Origin of the sequence: Brachyspira alvinipulli ATCC 51933 (genome assembly GCF_000518245.1) — a bacterium.
In the GTDB taxonomy this organism is placed as follows: domain Bacteria; phylum Spirochaetota; class Brachyspiria; order Brachyspirales; family Brachyspiraceae; genus Brachyspira; species Brachyspira alvinipulli.
Genome location: NZ_KI912403.1, coordinates 104,733 through 123,751, shown reverse-complemented (window position 1 = coordinate 123,751; position 19,019 = coordinate 104,733). Strand labels below are relative to the sequence as shown.

Here is a 19,019-nt window from a genome sequence, read left to right as displayed (position 1 = left end):
AAAGAGATACTTAATAAAAGTATCTCTTTTTTATTTTTATTGATTGTCATTTTCTTTATTATTGTTATTATTACTGTTGTTTGGATTATTTAATTCATGCAGTCTTTCTCTAATTTCTGAAGTTGTTTTCAATGGATCTTTTTCTTTCATTTTAGGCTGCTTAAATACTGATAATGTTTGATTTAAAATATTTTTGAAGCTATCATCTACTATATTATTTTTAGAATTAATATACATCATTTTTATTTGATCTTTAGTTTCTTTATCTTCTATTTTTGAAAGTAAATTAATATTATGATCTGATATAGAAACTAAATACATATCATCAACAATTTCTATTATTGATATATATCTGTTAGTTGCAACCGGAGTAGTAGCAAGTACATTTATAATCTCACTTGAACCAGATACTTTTCTTGATTTATTTTTTAAATACATAAATACCAAATATATGCCCACTAATGTAATAATAAAGCCTATAATAGCCTTAAAAAACATCCAGCCATTACTTATTTGGGCTCTATTTTCAATATTTCTTATATCTTGAAGTATAGCAGGTTCTTGCACATTATTTGTATTATCTAATGTAGCATTAAAGAAATTAGTTGCTGTATTTTCTTCATTAGTGATATTTTCTGTATTATCTGTTTGATTAGTTAATTCTGTATTATTAGTTTCTTGGCTAAAAGCTATATTGAAAATAATTAAAGATATAAGAAAAAGTTTTTTTATCATATATAAACCGAATACGGAGAGAGCGGGATTCGAACCCGCGGTAGGGGTTACCTACGACAGTTTAGCAAACTGCTCCCTTCGGCCTCTCGGGCATCTCTCCACATTATATATTTTTTCAAATAGTTCAATTATGATAACATAAATATGATTTTTAGTCAAGTTCATATTTAATTTTTTGTGAATAAAGATATTTTTTGTATTTACAATCAAAATAAAATGAATATAATAGAATCTGTGAGGATTAAATATGAAAAAAGAAATATTAGGATGCTGTTTTTTTAATTCTAATTGCATTGGAAAAACAGACTGTGATTTATTTAATTTAGAAATTGCATCAGAATCTTTGAATTATTTAAAAACTGTAAAAGAATATAATGAAACCCCATTAGTAGAGCTTAAAAATTTAGCTAAAAAGATGAAAGTAAAAAAAGTTTTTGTTAAAGATGAATCATATAGAATGGGATTAAATTCTTTTAAAGCTGTAGGCGTTATTTACGGAGTTTCTAAGGTTCTTTGCAAAATATTAGGCGTATCTATAAAAGATATAAGTTTTAATTATTTTTTGAATGCAAATGTTCAAGATAAAATAAAAGATATTGTTTTTTCTTCTGTTACAGATGGAAATCATGGCAGAGGTTTGGCATATACAGCTAAGTTGTTGGGATGTAAATGCATTATCTATGTTCCTAAACAAACATCAAAATCACGTATTAATGCTATAAGAGATTTAGGAGCAGATGTTATTGTAAGCGAATATAATTATGATGACACATTAAAATTAGTCATAGAAAAATCAAAGGAAATGGGCTGGTATCATATTCAAGATCAGGCTTGGGATGGTTATATAGACACTGCCAATTATATATCTCAAGGATATACAGCAATAGCAGAAGAGATAAAAAATAAGATGCTGGATATTAAGCCTACACATATTATACTGCAGGCAGGTGCTGGAACTTTTGCACTTGGAATAATGGCATATTACACTAATTTATTTAAAGATAATAAGCCTCATATGACTATTATTGAAGCAGATACTGCAGGATGTTATATGAAATCTGCTGTTAATAATTGTTTTTCAACTGTAGGCGGAGATTTAAATACTATTATGGCAGGTCTTTCAGTAGGGGAGCCTAATATTTTTGCATATAATGTATTAAAAGATATAGTAGACTATTATATAACATGTCCGGATGAATATTCTGCTTTAGGCATGCGTATATTAGGAAATCCTATAAAAAATGATGCTAGAATTATATCTGGAGAATCCGGTGCTGTTTGTTTAGGTATTGCCTATTGTATATGTGTAAATAAAAATTTTGAATCTATTAGAAAAGAGATGAATATTACAGAAGATTCTATACTTTTATTTATAAGTACGGAAGGTGATACTGATAGAAAAATGTATGAAGATATATTATGGTATGGCAAAAAATCAATGAATTATTTTGATTAATAAATAAAAGCTTTACCTGTTGATCAAGTAAAGCCTTTGTTATTTTTAATTTAAAAAATTAAGCATGGGTTACCCATTCATGGTCATAATCATATTCTTTGTAATTACCTTTGAATACAACACCTTTTACTACTAACTTTTCATCTAGTATAACTAAATCAGCAATGTAGCCTTCTTTGATTCTACCGTATTTATCATCTATGCCCATAACTTGAGCAGGGTAGAGTGAAGCCATTTTTAAAGCCTCTTCTACTGCAGCACCAACTTCATTAACTACATTTCTAACAGACTGACTCATAGTTATAGATGAACCTCCTAAAGTACCATTATCATCTATAAGTCTGTTGCCGTCTCTATGTATTTTCTTTCCAGCCCAAATATATTCTTTTATCTCAGGAGCAGCAGCAGGAGCTATAGCATCAGTTACTATACATATATGACCTGTTTTTAATTTGTATGCAAGTTCTACAGATGCAAAATCACAATGTACTCCATCGCATATTAGTCCTGCATACATATCTTTTGTTTCAAGTACAGCACCAACAGCACCAGGTTCTCTTGAACCCCAAGGACGCATAGCATTAAATAAATGAGTAGCGAAAGTTATTCCATAAGGTATTTTTTCTTTTATTTCATTATATGTTCCATTAGTATGACCAACAGATACGATTTTTCCGCCCATAGCAAAAGCTTCTATAACTTTTCCATCAACCATTTCAGGTGCAACTGTAACCATTACACATTTAGAGGCATTTATTTTTTCAATCATTTCCATATTTGGTTCTCTTATGAATTTCTCATTATGAATACCTCTTTTTTCATGTGATATATAAGGACCTTCAAAATGTATTCCAAGAACTCCTATTATAGATAAATCTTCTATATTATTAAATAAATCTATGATTTTTAACATATATTCATCGCCATTTGTAATAATAGTAGGCAAATATGAAGTACATCCGTATCTTTGGCATACTTCATTCATATTTTTTAATGTTTCAACTGTAGGTGAAGCATTAATATCATAACCTCCTATACCATTAACCTGCAAATCGATATATCCCGGAGCTACTATTTTTCCTCCCAAATCTATTCTTGTAATAACAGCATCCACATCTATTTCTTTTTCTACACTTTTAATAACATTATTTTCTATTACGATACAGTGTCCGTCTATAAACTTTTCACCGTCAAATATTCTAATATTTGTAAGTGCATAATAAGATTTATAAAGACCTTTGATAAGTTCTTTAGGATGAAGACTTTTGCTTTCCAAACTCTTAGCATATTTATAAGTTTTTACTTTTAAATCGCTGCTTGATTCTTCATCAGCTACTATTATAAGTTTTTTATGTTCCTGAAGTGCTGAAGTAGGGTAGAATTGACTTATTGCACCTTCTACACAATGGGCTAAAGCATCCGATACGTCATAACCATTAGCCATGACAAGAACATATTTAGCGTTGAAAGCCTCTTCAAAACCTAATGTAAATCCTTCTCTTGGAAACATCTCTATAGGCATATTAAATTTTCTAGATTCATAGCTTCTTATAATTTCGCTTATCTTTTTATCTCTTACACTTCCTTCCAATGATGAACTTGGAGTATTAAGAAGAAAACTTCCATCTTCGGCTAATGTATCTATTAGTAATGTAATATTTCCTAATTCCTTTATTGTATTAGCCATCCTCTTAGCTTCTTGTTTTCTATTTGAAACTTTGCTGTCAAATAGATGTATATTTTCTTTTGGTATATCTATATATTTTAAGAAATTATCCTCTAAATATTTTTGAGATATATTTGAATCTATATATTCCCCGGATGATACTATATGTATATTTTTAAATGATACTATATTATCATTATAAAATGAAAGTAATTTTTGATAATATGTTTTATTGACATGTCTTAAAGGAAAAGACAATACAAATGGTTTATTATCTGAATAATCTAGTATGCATTTTACTGTATAATATGCTGCCCATTCATAAACGCTTTCATTTGTAATAATTATTCTCATGTATATTCTCCTCCTATATTTTATATATTCTTTTCTATTTTCATAAATACTGTTTGACTTGATAGTCTTAAAGAAGATTCATAATCTGCTATTACTGTAACATCGCTGTGTTTTTGTAATTTGCTTAAAGGTGATGAATTGCTTATACCTCTTTCTAAACAATCTCTCAATGAACAAGATTTTTCTATTCCAGATGATGTTAATAAAACGGTATCAACTATGTTTATAAATCCCATTCCCATGCTGAATACAGTTGTTGGTACTTCCTCATTATTACTTTCAAATCTGCTTTTTATTTCACTTATTGTATGTTCGCTTAATGTTTTTATCCTAAATAGTGATGATAATGATGACATTCTTTCATTACCCGCAGAAGTAGAGTCAGCAGTGAGCGAGTACCATATAACATCGAATCTTCCTATTTTATTTATAATCTCATTTTGTTTCTGCATTTGAGATTCATCCTTACTTCCGTCAAATAAAAATATATTTTCTTCTGGTATATCAACTTTAGAAAGTAAATTTTCTCTTAAAAAATATGCCTTGCTGTTAATATTATTTTGAGATAAGCCTATATATTCTGATTGCTGAAATATGAATATGTTTTTAAAGTTTATTTTATAATTTTTAATATTTTCTATTATGGCTTTATATATGTCTTTTGTATCATATTCACTTGAAACAGATATATATAATTTTTCTTTCATTTCCTGCTTTTTTTCTAAGAAATGAAGAATATGCTTAGCTGTAAATGATGTATAATCTTTATATGAATCTGCAATATATATATTCATTATAATAAGTCCTTAAGATAACATTAATCTGAACTTATTATAACATTTTCCCTATTTTCTGTATATACTATATTATCTGTTTTATTAGTATCGTTTTCAAAATTATAATCATTGTATATATTGATGTAGTATTGTTTATATCCTGATGTGAAATTTAAATTAGTGCTTGTGAAATTATTAACGGATATATTAGTATTTATAATATTTCTTCTCATAGCAGGAGGAACATTATTTTTAGGCATAGTGCTGATTATAACCCAAGGTTCAAATTTTTTGATATTTTCTTTTGTTGTAACTTCCGCACTGTATAAAGTAACTTGTCCTATATTTGTTTGAATTATATTATAATATATCTCATCTTTTGATATAACATTTATATACGTATATGAATAATTACCATCGATTATAAATTGATTGTTTTCATTATCAAATGAAATTGGAAGTTTTGAGTTTATATTCCATTTGTATTTATATCCGTGAATATGATATTCTTTAGTTATATCAGGCAAAGCTTCTATATCTTCTTTTATTACTAAAATATTAGGTTTTAGATAGTAAAATCTTCTATCATAATTTTTTAATGTTACAGGATATATATATTTTTGATCTGCTTTAGAATGTACATAAAACATTTTGTAATAATTTGTTGTGTTTGCAATATATGAATAACTTCCTGTATTTTCTTCTATTTTATAATCATCTATAGATATATTGTTATGAAAGTCAGCATTTGCAAATTCATTATATTCGTTTGTATCAAAATTATATCCAAGTTCATCTATAATAAAATCACCGTAATTATAATAAACAAAACTCATTCTATCATTATGATTTAGTCCGAAAGAAGGATGAGTATTTATTCCCTTAGCATATACTGCAAGATAAGGTTCATTTAAAGCCTTTATATTTTCATTATAAATTGCTGTTTGTATTTTATTAAAGAAATATGTTTCATATTGGAAAACCGGATTAGAAGGTACATTATCTCTAAACTCATAATTATTCCACATTATAACATAAGGCAAGTATTTTAGATTAACGGCTTCGCTTTGAGCAAATACAGCATAATTTTTATATAATGGATTCATATAAATTTTACTTAATAATTCCATGACAGCATTTCTAGCACCTGTATCAAATCTTAATTTGCTTCTGTTATCTATTGCAGTGTATCCTATAGACAAAGTGTATCCTGAAGGGTATCCAACTATTGATAAATATTTTCCTATATTTGCAAATGATTCCAAACTAAATGCATCAAATATTCCTACATTTCTTAAAGATAAAGCATAAGTCATAATTGGAAGTATAGTATCAAATGCTTCGCTTATAGAAGATTTAAAACTTCCGTCTTTATCAAACATAGAAAATATCATTCCGTTTGCATAGTGCATTGAGAAATAATGCCAATTTAATATTTGTTCCTGATTAACATTTTCATTAAGCATATTAATTGCTATCAATCCCAATGTTGTAATATATTTAATATTGTTTTTTGATCTGTATTCTGAAGGATTTTCTATTATGTAATTATATAAAGTTTCTCCATACTTTATAAATTTTTGTTTCATAAGTACTATTTCTTCTGGGGAAAAATCATCATACATTACATCAAAAGGCATGAGCAAAGAGTTGGCAAGTATATTAACTGCTTCAATATGACTGTAATTTTCTATATTTGCTTCATCTAAATCAATTATGTCTCTTATCATTTGTTTTATTTCATATTTTAATAAATTATTATTAGGTTCAAATGCTGCTTTTAAAGACATAAGCATGCTGTGAGAAGGCAAATTTTCAAAATGTAATTGATTAGTATCTCCATTATTAGTATATGATATATTATTTATAGACCATTTGCCCATATTTTCTTTTGTATATAATTTGAAGGCATTTAAATTCCTTAATAAGGTTGATGGCTGAAGTCTTTCTGAACTGTTTAATACATTTAATACGTTTAATGTTTGCTGATCTATAAATACAAAAGGTCTTGGTATATTAAATGTTTTATTAGTTATAGGTGTTATTTTTGTGCTAGAATTATTTATAAAGAAACTAAATATTCTTCTTAAATTTGTGTCTCCATTTTCATCAAAAGCAATATACCATTTACCGTTTTCTAATTCATTTGTCATAGAGAAAAAAGTGTTGTTTCTTAGAGTATATTCATATCTTGTTGTAAAAGATGGTTCTTTTGATACAGATACTCTTACTAATGGAGATTTTTTATTAATCATTATGAAAGGAGGATTACTTTTTGCTGTATGTCCGCTTTCAGGAAATATTAATGATATATTTTCTCTAACTTTATTTTTTTCAGTATATTCTGAGATTGCCACCTTTACAGTATCTTTTGTATCTACATCTCCTATTGTTTCTAGGCTTATAGATAATTCTCTTATTTTATTTTTCTCTAAAGGAGGATTAAAGTTTGTAGCATATAATGTAAGATTTATATTTCTATTAACTAATGGATTTTCTATTGATAATCTTTTTGTTACATTATTTTCTTCTGTTTCTATATTTAATTTTATTGGTATATTATCTGTATCAATATTGTATGTAAGAGACATTCCATTATCTATTTTTACAGCTTTACCATATTTAAGTTTTATAAATTTAGGGTACTCTTTATTATATTCAGGATATAAAATTGTATATGAATTATCTTTTTTATCATAAACAGCTTCAATTTCTATATCTTTTACTTTTTTCTGAGAACATGATAAAATAGATATTATCATTAATAGGTATAGTATTTTTATAAAACTTTTCATTATACTTATTTGCTTCTTAAAATAATTTTTATTCCATTCTAACTCTATGCAAGCCTCTTAAATAATAAGTAATATCTTGTATATTTTTATCTATCATCTGTTTATATTCATCCGGTATATTTTGATCTCTTATAAGTTTAAACATTTCTAAACCTTCTTGTAAATTACCGAATAAACTTATTCTAGCAGCATTTCTTAATATCTTTTTATATTTAGAGTAATAAGTATTTTCAGGCATATTGTCAAAACCGTAAGTAATAACTAATTTTTTTTCATAATCATCTATGTCATCCAACAATTTCATTCTCATAGTAGGAGTTTCGCTTGCTGGTTTTAATTGAGTTTCCGGTTTAGCTAATTTTGCACTTTCTTTAGGAGCCTCTACTTTTACTGTTATGTTAGGCTGCTGTGTAGGTGCTGTTTGAGCTGCTTGAGCATCCTGAGGAGCTGCTACTATAGTTTGTCCGCCTGCAGGAGGAGCATATCCTTCATTGATTTCTACACGGCTGTTTTCTATTTTATCAATAATAGTAAAAGGTCTTTTGCCCAAATTTTCATCTTTTGTACTGTCAGAATCTTCTAATCTGTTTTCAACAAGATTTTCTAATTGTTCTGATGCTTTATTTAATCTATCTTCTCCCTCTGATATTATAGGTCTTACTTCAGGTTCTATTTCTTCATTAGCTTTTTCTAATTCTTCTCTCTCTTTCTCTTTTTGTTCTCTGTAATCGTCCATAGCAGCACATAAGAGGGTAGCTAATTTTGTTATTCCTTCTTCTGTTGAAGAATCCATATTTGATAATAAATTTCCGCTTTCTTTTGAGGATAATTCATCATCTTCATAGTCATCAGAAACATGGCTTTTTTTCATTGTTGATGCTATATCTTTAGCTGAACTTTTTATATCTCCTCTTATTTCTTTTAACTTTTCTTCTTCTTTTTTTATAAGTTCTCTTTTTCTATCTAATGCTTTAGATTCTTTTTCTATTTGTTTTAATATTTTTAGATTTTCTTTATATTGTTCTTTATCTTCTTTTGATAATTTATTTGTATTTTTCTTAGCATTTTTTAAATCTGTTACAGCTTCTTTTAATTTCGCTTTTAATTCTTTTTTCTCTTGTTCTGATTCAAGTAATTGCTGTTTTAATGCTTTAATTTCTTTTAATGATTCTTTATCTGTTTTTACAGTTTTTGATGCAGTTTCAGCTTTTGATTTTAATGCTTCTTTTGCCTTTTGTTTTAACTCTTCATTTTTTAATTCTATTTTTCTCTTTTCTTCTTCTAATTTTTGATTAGTTTTTTCTAGTTTTTCTAATCTTTTTTGAAGTTTATTAATTTCAGCATTATTAGAAGCAGATGATGTTTTAGCAGGGATAGATTTTTTTGATTCTAAATCTTCTATTATTTTTTTATATTTATCTTCTATTTTTTTCTTTTGTATATCTACTACTTTTTTATATTTTTGATTGAGTTCAGCTATTTTTTCTTCAGATTGCTTTAATTTTAATTTTAATTCTTCAGATAATTCCTTGTATGATATTCTTCCCATTTTAGTATCATCCGTTTTTGAAGTTATTTTAGACTTTTTATCATCTTTTTTTGTTTTTTTTACTGCCATATAAAGTACCCGCCATATATTATAATCCTTATTATTATTAACGGAAATATTAAAAAATACAGTAATAAAAAATATTTTTGCTTTATTAATAAATAATAACATATATTTATAAAAATAAAATTATATATTTACATATACTCTAATTTATATTAAAATATTAAGATACTAGGGGTAAGATTAATTATGAAAAATATTTTTAATAAAGATAACACAAAAAATAATCCTAATAAATCAATTATACAATCTATAGATGAATTACTTAGAAGGATATCAAATTTAGTTGCTATAACAGGATCAATATTTGCAATATTTGTTTTACTTATGCAGGTAAGACAAATAAGTATATACAATTTTTATATATACAATTATGATAAGATAATCAATGTAATTACTGTATGTTTTGTGCTTATTCTTATAGATCAAATAAGGATAGCACCAAGAAGGTTATATATAATAGTTCCAATCATACAAATAATTGGATTATTGCTGCTTAATTTTTTCAGTAAAAAATATTATGATTTATATTCTAATAGGGTAATATGGACAATAGCAGGATCGGTACTTTTCTTCCTTATTATAGTTATAAATTGGCTTAGATTGTCATATTCTAAATTTACATTATATCAAATGATTATAGCTTCATTTATATTTGTAATAACATTAGGAAGTTTGCTTTTGTATTTGCCTTTAAGTACAGTAAGCGGGAGACTGCCTTTTGTTGATGCTTTATTTACAGCTACAAGTGCTGTATGTGTTACAGGGCTTAGTGTTATAGATATATCTAAAGAGTTTACTTTATTCGGACAAATAGTTTTGATAACGCTTATACAAATAGGCGGGCTCGGTATTATGTCCATTTCTGCTATCGTACTATTATTTTCTGTTAATAAGGGAAGTGTACAGGATAGAGTTAGAACTTTGGAAATGTTTAATACTCAAAATAAAGATATTATACAATCCACTGTAAAAGTCATTTTTTTATCCACATTTATTATAGAACTTTTAGGGGCAGTTTCTTTATTTACAGTAATGGATACTGATTCTAAATTATCAATGCGTATATTTTCTTCGATATTCCATTCTATAAGTGCATTCTGTAATGCAGGATTTTCACTTTATACTGATAATCTTCATGGATATTATGGAAATATTACAGTTAATGTAACTGTTATGCTTCTTATAACATTAGGCGGTATAGGTTATCCTGTAATGCTTACTATATCAAGAGCTTTTATAAATAAAATAAAAGGTAAAAGATATGTATTCGATGTTCAGGCTAGAATAGTTATATATACAAGTGTTTTGCTTATTATTGTTGGAAGTGTATTTATATTTTTTAATGAATATTCAAATGCATTAAAGGATTTAACATTGAAAGAAAAGATATTAGTTTCATTATTTCAAAGTGTAAGTCCTAGAACAGCCGGTTTTGAAACAATAGCTTATAATTCTATGAGCAGTGTTACTATAGGTGTTGTAATATTTTTAATGTTTGTAGGGGCTTCTCCTAACAGTACAGGAGGAGGAGTAAAGACTACTACATTATTCGTATTCTTCTTCTCAGTTATTACAGCTGTTTTTAATAGACCGTATATTGTTGTTAATGGAAGAAAAATAAAAGATAATACTGTTAATAAATCTGTTGCCATAGTTACTCTTGCAATATCTATTTCTGTATTAGCTTCATTTATAATGTTTTATATAGAAAAATCTCCAAGTATGCTTCCTATATTGTTTGAAGCTGTATCTGCTATAAGTACTGTAGGACTTTCTCTTGGAATAACGCCTACGGTTACTATATGGAGTAAATTAATACTTATAGTTTTAATGTTTATAGGACGTGTTGGATATCTTACATTATTTATGAGTGTAGGTTCTATAGATCAAGGCAAATATGGAATAATAGATTTACCTACGAGCGAAGTTACTATAGGTTAATAATATTAGATAATTTTGATTAGTATAAGTATACTTTATTTTTTAATATATAAATTTGTTTTTTATCAAATAAAATATTATATTATATAATCATCAGCAATTTTTCTAAGTCTTTTATTACCAAGTACATGAAAATGTCTTAATTTTCTTAAAGTTTCGCTTGAAAATGTTGTTAGAGGAACATAAACTATTTCAACAGAGTTTTGTTTTGCAAATTCTTTCAATATAGATGAAGGAGGAGTAGGAGCAACATAACCTAAATACTTATCAACAGAATATATTATAGCTGTATATAAGAGTAAGTCAGCATAGTTTCTAACGGTTCCTTCTCTTTTTAATTGAGGATATATTCTCCAAACATCATGCGGAGCCTGAGGAGGCATTAAAGAAGCATATCCTCCAAAATAGCATTTTGATATTCCAGGTCCTACAAGCGTATTTCCAGGTTCTGTTGAATATAATATTAAATCGCTGTCATCATGTGCTTCACTATACCATACTATATTCCAATCATATTCTTCATCATGGGAATCATCAAAAATAACTACCATGTGGCCTATATTGCCTTTAATTTTAGGTATCTCTTTGACATATATTTCATTTTTATAATAATTTCTTATAGTTTCACGCATATCAATACCATCTTTTATGCTTACTGTGAAAGGTTCAATTTTTGCTTTATCTTCTGTAAGCATATTTCTTATTTTATCTCTTAAGATATTCATATGCTTTTCCATAAGTATATCTTCAGGTATATGAGAAAGTAAATTTGTTCTTTTATTCCAAACATCTTCCCATTCACCTTCATATTTTTCACTTGGGCGTGTAGTTACATGGACTTTTTTAAAAGATGTTCTCCATACATTATCATATTGATGAAGTTTAATTTTTTTATCTTTTAATAATCCTTCCATACCATTGGTGCTTGGATCTCTGTTTAATTTAATGGTAGGATAGTTTTCATCTTCCTCTATATAATGGGGATAATATTCCATGCCTTCCATTACTTCCAAAGCATAATCATTATTTATCATGCATTTAGCTGCTGTGAGCATATCTATATAATCTGGTATTATATAATTGTCAATTAGGCATAAATTCCTTAGATATTTCATCATATTTTTTTGCTGCAGCATTGATATAGGAAGTTTGTATCTTAATTTTGCTTCTTTAAATATTGTTTCTATAATATGCACTTTATCAAAATTTTCTAATTCGCCGTTTCTGTATAATTCATACATATAGGTTGTAAATGGAAATTCTCCAAGCATTTTGTTTAGTGATTCTTTATGTACATTATATATTTTAGGGTCTGCATATTCTTCATCATTATTATTTATATATTCTTTAATTTCTTTATTTTCATCTAATTTTTTCAAAATAGAAACCATATTCTCCCAATGAGACATACCTATAACTAAAAGAATTTTATTGTATTTTTTTGAGAGTTCATGTAGGTTTCTAGCCATATAAATCTCTCTTTCTTCATCGGTATAATCTTTATGGAATATGTATTTTGATTTTACTTCTGTATAAAATTTTTCAAGCCCAATATTTTTCATAATATAATCATCAGGCATAAGATAGTGAGAATTGGAATTAATAGATGTAATATCTTTATCAATAGGAAAAAAAGGGATTTCTTCATCTATTGCAAGTCTTACAGCTTCTATTATTGAATCGCATGGATCTATTGGAATATAAACAGCTTCATTATTGATTTCTCTTATAATTAGACTTATAAGAGGCAGTCTGCTTACAGCTTCACGCAATGAATCTGTAAAATTAGCAGGATGCTCAACTGCTATAATATCCGGTTTAAACTTCTCAAAAGCTTCCCTTACAGCCATAGAAAAATATACTCTTGAATGTATTGATGGAATAGCTAATATATTTTTATATCTTAAAATATTTGAATTTATATCCACCGCTATTGGTTTATTCATTATTTTAATTCCTTTAATAGTTAAGGAATGAGTCTATTATATTATCAAGATCGGTTGAATCTTGTAAATAATGAGAACATACTTCACAAGTTTCAGAAGGTATTTTTCCTTTAATAAATAAATCAGTTGTAAATGAATAACATGATGGTCCAGGAAGTTTTCCGCTAATAGCACATACTCTCACATTTATAACATTTTCGGGTCTTTTATACCAAGTAGGCTTAACTTCTTTTAATGCTTCCACCATATATTTACCCCATATAGGAGCTGCAACTCTTCCTCCAACTTGATTATTACCTAAAGAATATTTGAATGAGTCAAAACCAATCCATATACCAGTTGTAAGTTCTGGAGTATATCCTACGAACCAAGCATCTTTCCAATCATTTGATGTTCCAGTTTTTCCAGCACCCATTCTAGTAAATTTTGCCTCATACATTGCACTTGTGGCTGTACCACCTCTTAAAACTCCTGTTAATATATCGCTTATCATATAGGCAACTTCTTTACTAATAACTTGTTTCGGGCCGCCTCTTAATGTTATTTTCTTTTTTAATTCATCTTCAAAATTATCAATAACTATTCCGTATCTGTCAGTAACATATCTTACAAGTATAGGTTCAACTTCTTTTCCTTCATTGGCAAATTCAGCAAAACCTGTTGTAAGTTCAAGAGGAGTAAATAATCCAGTACCAAGCCCTAATGTCAAATCAGGGTTAAACATTCTTTTAGATTTTTCAGAATCTGGTTCCGCCTTGAATATTGGTTCTATATATCGTATGGCATTTGTAATACCAACATAATTTAAAACATTTACTGTTGCTATATTTAATGATGCTGATAATGCATATCTTAAAGTAACATCTCCTTTAAAATTTCCGGAATAGTTTTTAGGTATCCAAACATCTCCTTCTTCTCCTTCTTCAGGAACAAATCCAATAGGTGCATCGCTTACTATAGTTGATGGGCTATAATTAGTAACATCCATAGATGCTGCATATACAAAAGGCTTAAATGAGCTTCCAGCCTGTCTTCTAGCTTGAGTTGCTCTGTTAAACTGATTCCTTGCTGTAAATCCGGAACCTCCTACCATAGAAACTATATATCCGTTTCTAGGATCTATTGCTACTAATGCTCCTTCTATTTGTCTTGAAAGTTCTGCTTCATCAGCTCTCATAACATCCATAGTTATATCATTAACTTCTTCCATACCGAATATATCTGAGAATAATGCTAAAGGAGGGGTAGTATGTTTATTCAATATATCTCTTACAGCAATATTAAATTTATTATATGCACTGTCTTCTGGCAAATTAAATAATATAGAAAGCATTTCCACTTTATCTATGGTTGCTCTATCATAGATCTTTATTACATCCATAGATCCGCCTTCATATTTGTTATTATATTCTTCTAATGCTTCAGTTAATAATTTTTGTGCTGCTTCCTGTTTATCTATATCTATAGTGGTGTATATTTTAAGTCCGTCTTCTTTTAATGCTTTTTCTCCGTATATATCTACAAGCTGTCTTCTTACATATTCAGTTACATAAGGTGCTCTATCTATTGATGCACTGTATGCAGTTGATCCTCTTCTTCCTATCTTTCCAGTGTATGTTTCCCAAAATTCTTTATGAGCTTCTTGAGCTTCATCTCTGCTTATAAATTTTAAATCAGCCATTCTATTAAGTACAACTTTATGTCTAGCTATTGATATATTAGGGTTATTTATAGGAGAATAGGCATTAGGTGCTGGCGGAAGTGTAGCAAGCATAGCACATTCTGCCAAATCTAAATTTTGAACATCTTTATTGAAGTAAAATCTGCTTGCTGCCTGTACCCCATAAACAGAATGCCCGAAATATATTTGGTTAAAATATAAAGTTACTATTTCTTCTTTTGTAAGTCTTTTTTCTATCTGAAAAGTAACCCATATTTCTTTTAATTTTCTCATTATAGTTCTTTCACTTGATTTCAATACTATATTTCTTGCTACCTGCTGAGTTAATGTACTTGCCCCCCTAACTCTTCTGCCTGTAATCATATTACCTAAAGTTCCTCTAAATATACCAATAATATCAATTCCAAAATGTTTCATGAAATTATTATCTTCCATAGATATTATTGCTTCTATTAGATGAGGAGGCAAATCTTTATATTCTACTAAAGATCTTTGTTCTGTGAAAAATTCAGATATAACTTCACCTTTTATATCATATATTTTTGTAGGTATTGTTGGTTTGTATAATTCAACAGCTTGTACATCAGGCTGAATTATAATATCTGATACTAGAAATGCCAATACAAATGTATTGATTACAAATATTACAGCTATTACTATTATATAAAATTTTTTGAATTGTTCTATATTTATTTTATTGTATTTTTCTGAGATTGTTTTTAAAAATTTCAATTTATTTATCCTATATACTATATATTTTTTTATATTATACAAACAATCATTTAATTAATCAATATATTTTTTTTATTTTTGTGAATGTTTGAATTCCTCTATATACAAAAACACTCTATGAAATTAGGATATTTCATAGAGTGAAAGTAATGGGTTTGTATATATATCTTAAGAGTGCAACAAATGACGTTTGTAGCTATACTATATATAACATAGTATAGCAAAAACTGTAAAATATATTAATCTACTAAATTAAAAAGTAATACCTCATTATCTGACGTTTTTATACATAAAGTATTTTTATTATAAGATATGTAATTAGCTTTATTAAGAAGTTCCATATACTTATCTTCAGCTTTCATATCTTCTTCAGGACCTGCCATTAATGTTGATATTCCTTTTTTACTTATTATTAATTTATTATCTTTTATTTCAAACGGTATACTGTAATTATTAACTCCTGATTTTCCTACAAATGAATTATTAGTTATAGATAAAGTTATTTCCGTACCTTCAAACATATTTGATAATTTGAATTTTTTTCCTGCATGCTCATTAACATCAAAATAATTTTCTATAAATTTTAATATTGTGGAGTCATTAGCTATTATGTGTAATTCTTTTCCTTTAAGATACATATATTTTGCATTTTCTATATAATTAGCAAATTCAGCTTCAGCTCTCATATTTTCTTCAGGACCAGCCATTCTAGTCATTGCCAAACCATTAAATTTAACTTCGCATCCGTTTATATTAGTATAAGAGCTTCTATATGTGTTAACTCCTGAAAATCCATTAACATTATTATTTGTACCATAAAAAGACTTAGTTATCTGTACATTTGGGTATTTGTAAAAATTATGAAGTATAAAACTTTTTCCAAGCAGTTTATTGTCAGAAATAGAATTATCTTTAAATATCAATTTTTCTCCGGATTTTGTTGTTATCTCTAAATTTGTTATAGATAATGTTATATTGGATGCTTCAGAAAGCAATGCTGTAAAATCTCTTTCAGCATTCATATTTTCCTCAGGACCTGCCATCATTGTTGATCCCAATGTTCCTATTGTTATAGTATTTCCATTGGTAAGAGTGTATCCTCCAAAATATCTATTAACACCGGAAAATCCATAAATACTGTTGGTATCAAAACCTATTGTTATTCCAATGTTTGTATACTTATTTTCAAGTATAAATTCTCTGCCGTATAGATCAGCATAAGTTATATCTTTTTCTTTAAATACCAATTCTTTATTTTCTGATGTTTTCATAATTATTTCTCCATTATTAATAGATACAGAATCAATTGTTACTAAATCATTTAAAAAAGTTTGTTCATTTTTCATATCTTCTTCAGGACCTGCCATTAAAGTTGATCCTATATTAGTTCCTATAACTATATTGTTATTAGTGACTATAAATGTTGTAAAATATCTGTTCACGCCTGAATGTCCGTATACATTCCCATTTTCAAAATTAATTTGTATTTTTGGATTGCTTACCAAATAGTATCCTTTGCCGTTAATAGCTTCAAAAATATTATTCTGGGTCTGTGTTTTTGCCGTAGAGCATGATATAAAAAATGTTAGTGTAGATAGAATTAATAATAGTGTTTTTTTCATTTTATTTCCTTTCCTATTTAAATATGTTGTATTATAAACAATGGGCTTATGATTAAATCACAAGCCCATCAATAATAGTGTTAGGAGTCTGATAATAATGAATAATTGCTTTCTTAATTAAACATCAAAATTTCATTTTATAAATTAACCTTTTCTTTTTATCCCTAGTAATTAAAATTAGATTATCACCCTCCAAATTTATTTTGTATACATCATTAAATAAGTTTATATATTTATCCTCTTCAATATTTTCATTACCGTTTTCTATTTTTAAATCTTTAATAGATATTTTGTCATCATTTATTGTGTATGAAGAATAATATCTATTACTATTATTATAACCATATATATGATTTTTAGTAAAACAAATAGTTATATTTGAATCATTAAATGCATTTTTTAATGTAAATTCTTTGCCATTTAAATAATGTATTGATAAATCAATTTTCTCCCTAAATATTAATTCTTTATGGTCTTTTGTTTTTATACTTAAAATATTTCCTTTGATATCAATATTTTTAGCATTTGACAGCATATTTAAATATTCATTTTCTATTTTCATTAAATTATCAGGACCAGCCATTTTAGTAGTTGAAACATTTTTTATTTGTATATCTTTGTCATTTAAAGAAAAAGATGCATTATATTTATTTACGGTGCTTTTTCCGCTTATTGTGTTTTTTTCAAATATAATAGTTATGTTTTCATTTTTGAATAGATTATCTAAAACATATATTTTTTTATCTAGTATATCTATATAGTGTTCTTTATGTCCGTTATTTGCATACATTATAGAAGTAATAAATAAAAAAATAATGTTAATCAATAGTAATTTTTTTATCATCTATCAAATGTTATCCTGAATAATATTTATTTTTATAATAAACTAGTTAAGAAGTTTAATGGTAAAATATAAAATTTATTACGTGTGTATTAATATTAAAAAAATATGAAAAAAATTATTTGCAAAAAAGAAAAAATAAGTTATCATATTACAGTTTACATAATAAAATCCGATAATTTATATTGCAGGTTTAAGTTTATGGATAACATAAGAGAGGCTCATATAGAAGATGCTGAAAAAGTAATAGAATATATAATAAAAGTATCTGATGAAACCAATTTTATGCTATCAGGATCTGATGAAAGAGAGTTAGATGTAAAAAAAGAGGAGGAATTTTTACAAAGTATACAAAAAAGCATAACTACAAAGATGTTTTTGTATGAAATTGATACTCAAATAGCGGCAATATGTAATTTAAGAGGTATTGATAAGGTTAGAGTAATCTTGGCATAAGCGTATTAAAAAAATATTGGGAAGAGGTATTGCTAAGAAATTAATTCTTAATGCTGCGGACTATTGTAAAAAGAATTCTATAAAAAAAATAGAATTAACTGTTAGAACTGATAACGAAAGAGCAATTAAACTGTATAAAAATATCGGATTTGTAACAGAAGGTGAGTTAAAAGATTTTTTTTGTATAGATGGAGTTTATTATAATTGTTATATGATGGCTTTGTTTATTTGAAATAAATGCTGTATAAAAAATTTTTGTATACTGTATTGTTACTGTAAAGGATGTTAATTTTGATATTTGGAATATAAATTAGTTAACATAATACTTGACTATTTTATGATAATATGTTAACTTTATTTCCAGTTATAAGGATTATCGTTTTTAGAAGAAAAAAGATTAGAA

13 protein-coding genes and 1 tRNA gene are annotated in these 19,019 nt (G+C 27.0%); 4 read left to right on the top strand and 10 right to left on the bottom strand.

What is annotated here, in order from left to right; all coding sequences use genetic code 11:
- Positions 1-36: 36 nt before the first annotated feature.
- Entirely contained in the window at positions 37-735 is a 699-nt protein-coding gene (locus tag T324_RS0107980; protein WP_028329758.1) for a FliO/MopB family protein, read from the bottom strand.
- A 14-nt stretch (positions 736-749) separates the two neighbouring features.
- Positions 750-835, bottom strand: a tRNA-Ser gene (locus T324_RS0107975).
- A 147-nt stretch (positions 836-982) separates the two neighbouring features.
- Here T324_RS0107975 and T324_RS17020 point away from each other — a divergent pair.
- Positions 983-2,191, top strand: a complete 1,209-nt coding sequence (locus tag T324_RS17020; RefSeq protein ID WP_038375141.1) for a diaminopropionate ammonia-lyase — start codon at positions 983-985, stop codon at positions 2,189-2,191.
- 58 nt (positions 2,192-2,249) lie between these two features.
- Here the strand turns inward: T324_RS17020 and nagA are convergent, their stop codons facing one another.
- Genes nagA through T324_RS0107950 form a run of 4 tightly spaced genes read right to left on the bottom strand, consistent with a single transcriptional unit; the run spans position 2,250 to position 9,400 of the window.
- Positions 2,250-4,211 carry an N-acetylglucosamine-6-phosphate deacetylase gene (gene nagA, locus T324_RS0107965; RefSeq protein ID WP_028329757.1) on the bottom strand — a complete coding sequence of 654 codons (1,962 nt, stop codon included), beginning with the start codon at positions 4,209-4,211 and terminating at the stop codon, positions 2,250-2,252.
- A gap of 20 nt (positions 4,212-4,231) precedes the next feature.
- Positions 4,232-5,005, bottom strand: coding sequence for a sugar phosphate isomerase family (locus T324_RS0107960; RefSeq protein ID WP_028329756.1), 774 nt, complete (start codon positions 5,003-5,005; stop codon positions 4,232-4,234).
- Positions 5,006-5,028: 23 nt separating this feature from the next.
- Positions 5,029-7,782 (bottom strand): hypothetical protein, encoded by a 2,754-nt coding sequence (locus T324_RS0107955; RefSeq protein ID WP_028329755.1) that lies wholly within the window; start codon positions 7,780-7,782, stop codon positions 5,029-5,031.
- 28 nt (positions 7,783-7,810) lie between these two features.
- On the bottom strand, positions 7,811-9,400 hold the full coding sequence (locus tag T324_RS0107950; protein WP_028329754.1) for a hypothetical protein: 1,590 nt from the start codon (positions 9,398-9,400) through the stop codon (positions 7,811-7,813).
- 183 nt (positions 9,401-9,583) lie between these two features.
- Between T324_RS0107950 and T324_RS0107945 the strand changes: the two genes are divergently transcribed.
- Positions 9,584-11,338 carry a TrkH family potassium uptake protein gene (locus T324_RS0107945; RefSeq protein ID WP_028329753.1) on the top strand — a complete coding sequence of 585 codons (1,755 nt, stop codon included), beginning with the start codon at positions 9,584-9,586 and terminating at the stop codon, positions 11,336-11,338.
- 77 nt (positions 11,339-11,415) lie between these two features.
- Here the strand turns inward: T324_RS0107945 and T324_RS0107940 are convergent, their stop codons facing one another.
- From T324_RS0107940 to T324_RS0107925, 4 genes are all read right to left on the bottom strand, one after another.
- On the bottom strand, positions 11,416-13,284 hold the full coding sequence (locus T324_RS0107940) for a TraB/GumN family protein (protein ID WP_028329752.1): 1,869 nt from the start codon (positions 13,282-13,284) through the stop codon (positions 11,416-11,418).
- Between the two features lie 13 nt (positions 13,285-13,297).
- On the bottom strand, positions 13,298-15,697 hold the full coding sequence (locus T324_RS0107935) for a penicillin-binding protein 1A (protein ID WP_028329751.1): 2,400 nt from the start codon (positions 15,695-15,697) through the stop codon (positions 13,298-13,300).
- A 239-nt stretch (positions 15,698-15,936) separates the two neighbouring features.
- On the bottom strand, positions 15,937-17,319 hold the full coding sequence (locus tag T324_RS0107930) for an META domain-containing protein (protein ID WP_028329750.1): 1,383 nt from the start codon (positions 17,317-17,319) through the stop codon (positions 15,937-15,939).
- A gap of 124 nt (positions 17,320-17,443) precedes the next feature.
- On the bottom strand, positions 17,444-18,163 hold the full coding sequence (locus T324_RS0107925; protein WP_028329749.1) for an META domain-containing protein: 720 nt from the start codon (positions 18,161-18,163) through the stop codon (positions 17,444-17,446).
- A gap of 198 nt (positions 18,164-18,361) precedes the next feature.
- Here T324_RS0107925 and T324_RS18480 point away from each other — a divergent pair, with 198 nt between their 5' ends.
- Together T324_RS18480 and T324_RS18475 are read left to right on the top strand one after the other, a co-directional pair.
- Positions 18,362-18,616 carry a hypothetical protein gene (locus tag T324_RS18480; RefSeq protein ID WP_245580665.1) on the top strand — a complete coding sequence of 85 codons (255 nt, stop codon included), beginning with the start codon at positions 18,362-18,364 and terminating at the stop codon, positions 18,614-18,616.
- A gap of 16 nt (positions 18,617-18,632) precedes the next feature.
- Complete coding sequence (locus T324_RS18475; RefSeq protein ID WP_245580664.1) at positions 18,633-18,848, top strand: GNAT family N-acetyltransferase; 216 nt, start codon at positions 18,633-18,635, stop codon at positions 18,846-18,848.
- Positions 18,849-19,019: the final 171 nt, after the last annotated feature.

Excerpts from the sequence above, each read along its gene's own strand:
- T324_RS18480 (WP_245580665.1), top strand. The coding sequence starts at position 18,362 with ATGGATAACATAAGAGAGGCTCATATAGAAGATGCTGAAAAAGTAATA.
- T324_RS0107955 (WP_028329755.1), bottom strand. The coding sequence starts at position 7,782 with ATGAAAAGTTTTATAAAAATACTATACCTATTAATGATAATATCTATT.
- nagA (WP_028329757.1), bottom strand. The coding sequence starts at position 4,211 with ATGAGAATAATTATTACAAATGAAAGCGTTTATGAATGGGCAGCATAT.
- T324_RS0107960 (WP_028329756.1), bottom strand. The coding sequence starts at position 5,005 with ATGAATATATATATTGCAGATTCATATAAAGATTATACATCATTTACA.
- T324_RS17020 (WP_038375141.1), top strand. The coding sequence starts at position 983 with ATGAAAAAAGAAATATTAGGATGCTGTTTTTTTAATTCTAATTGCATT.
- T324_RS0107940 (WP_028329752.1), bottom strand. The coding sequence starts at position 13,284 with ATGAATAAACCAATAGCGGTGGATATAAATTCAAATATTTTAAGATAT.
- T324_RS0107930 (WP_028329750.1), bottom strand. The coding sequence starts at position 17,319 with ATGAAAAAAACACTATTATTAATTCTATCTACACTAACATTTTTTATA.
- T324_RS0107945 (WP_028329753.1), top strand. The coding sequence starts at position 9,584 with ATGAAAAATATTTTTAATAAAGATAACACAAAAAATAATCCTAATAAA.
- T324_RS0107980 (WP_028329758.1), bottom strand. The coding sequence starts at position 735 with ATGATAAAAAAACTTTTTCTTATATCTTTAATTATTTTCAATATAGCT.
- T324_RS0107950 (WP_028329754.1), bottom strand. The coding sequence starts at position 9,400 with ATGGCAGTAAAAAAAACAAAAAAAGATGATAAAAAGTCTAAAATAACT.
- T324_RS0107925 (WP_028329749.1), bottom strand. The coding sequence starts at position 18,163 with ATGATAAAAAAATTACTATTGATTAACATTATTTTTTTATTTATTACT.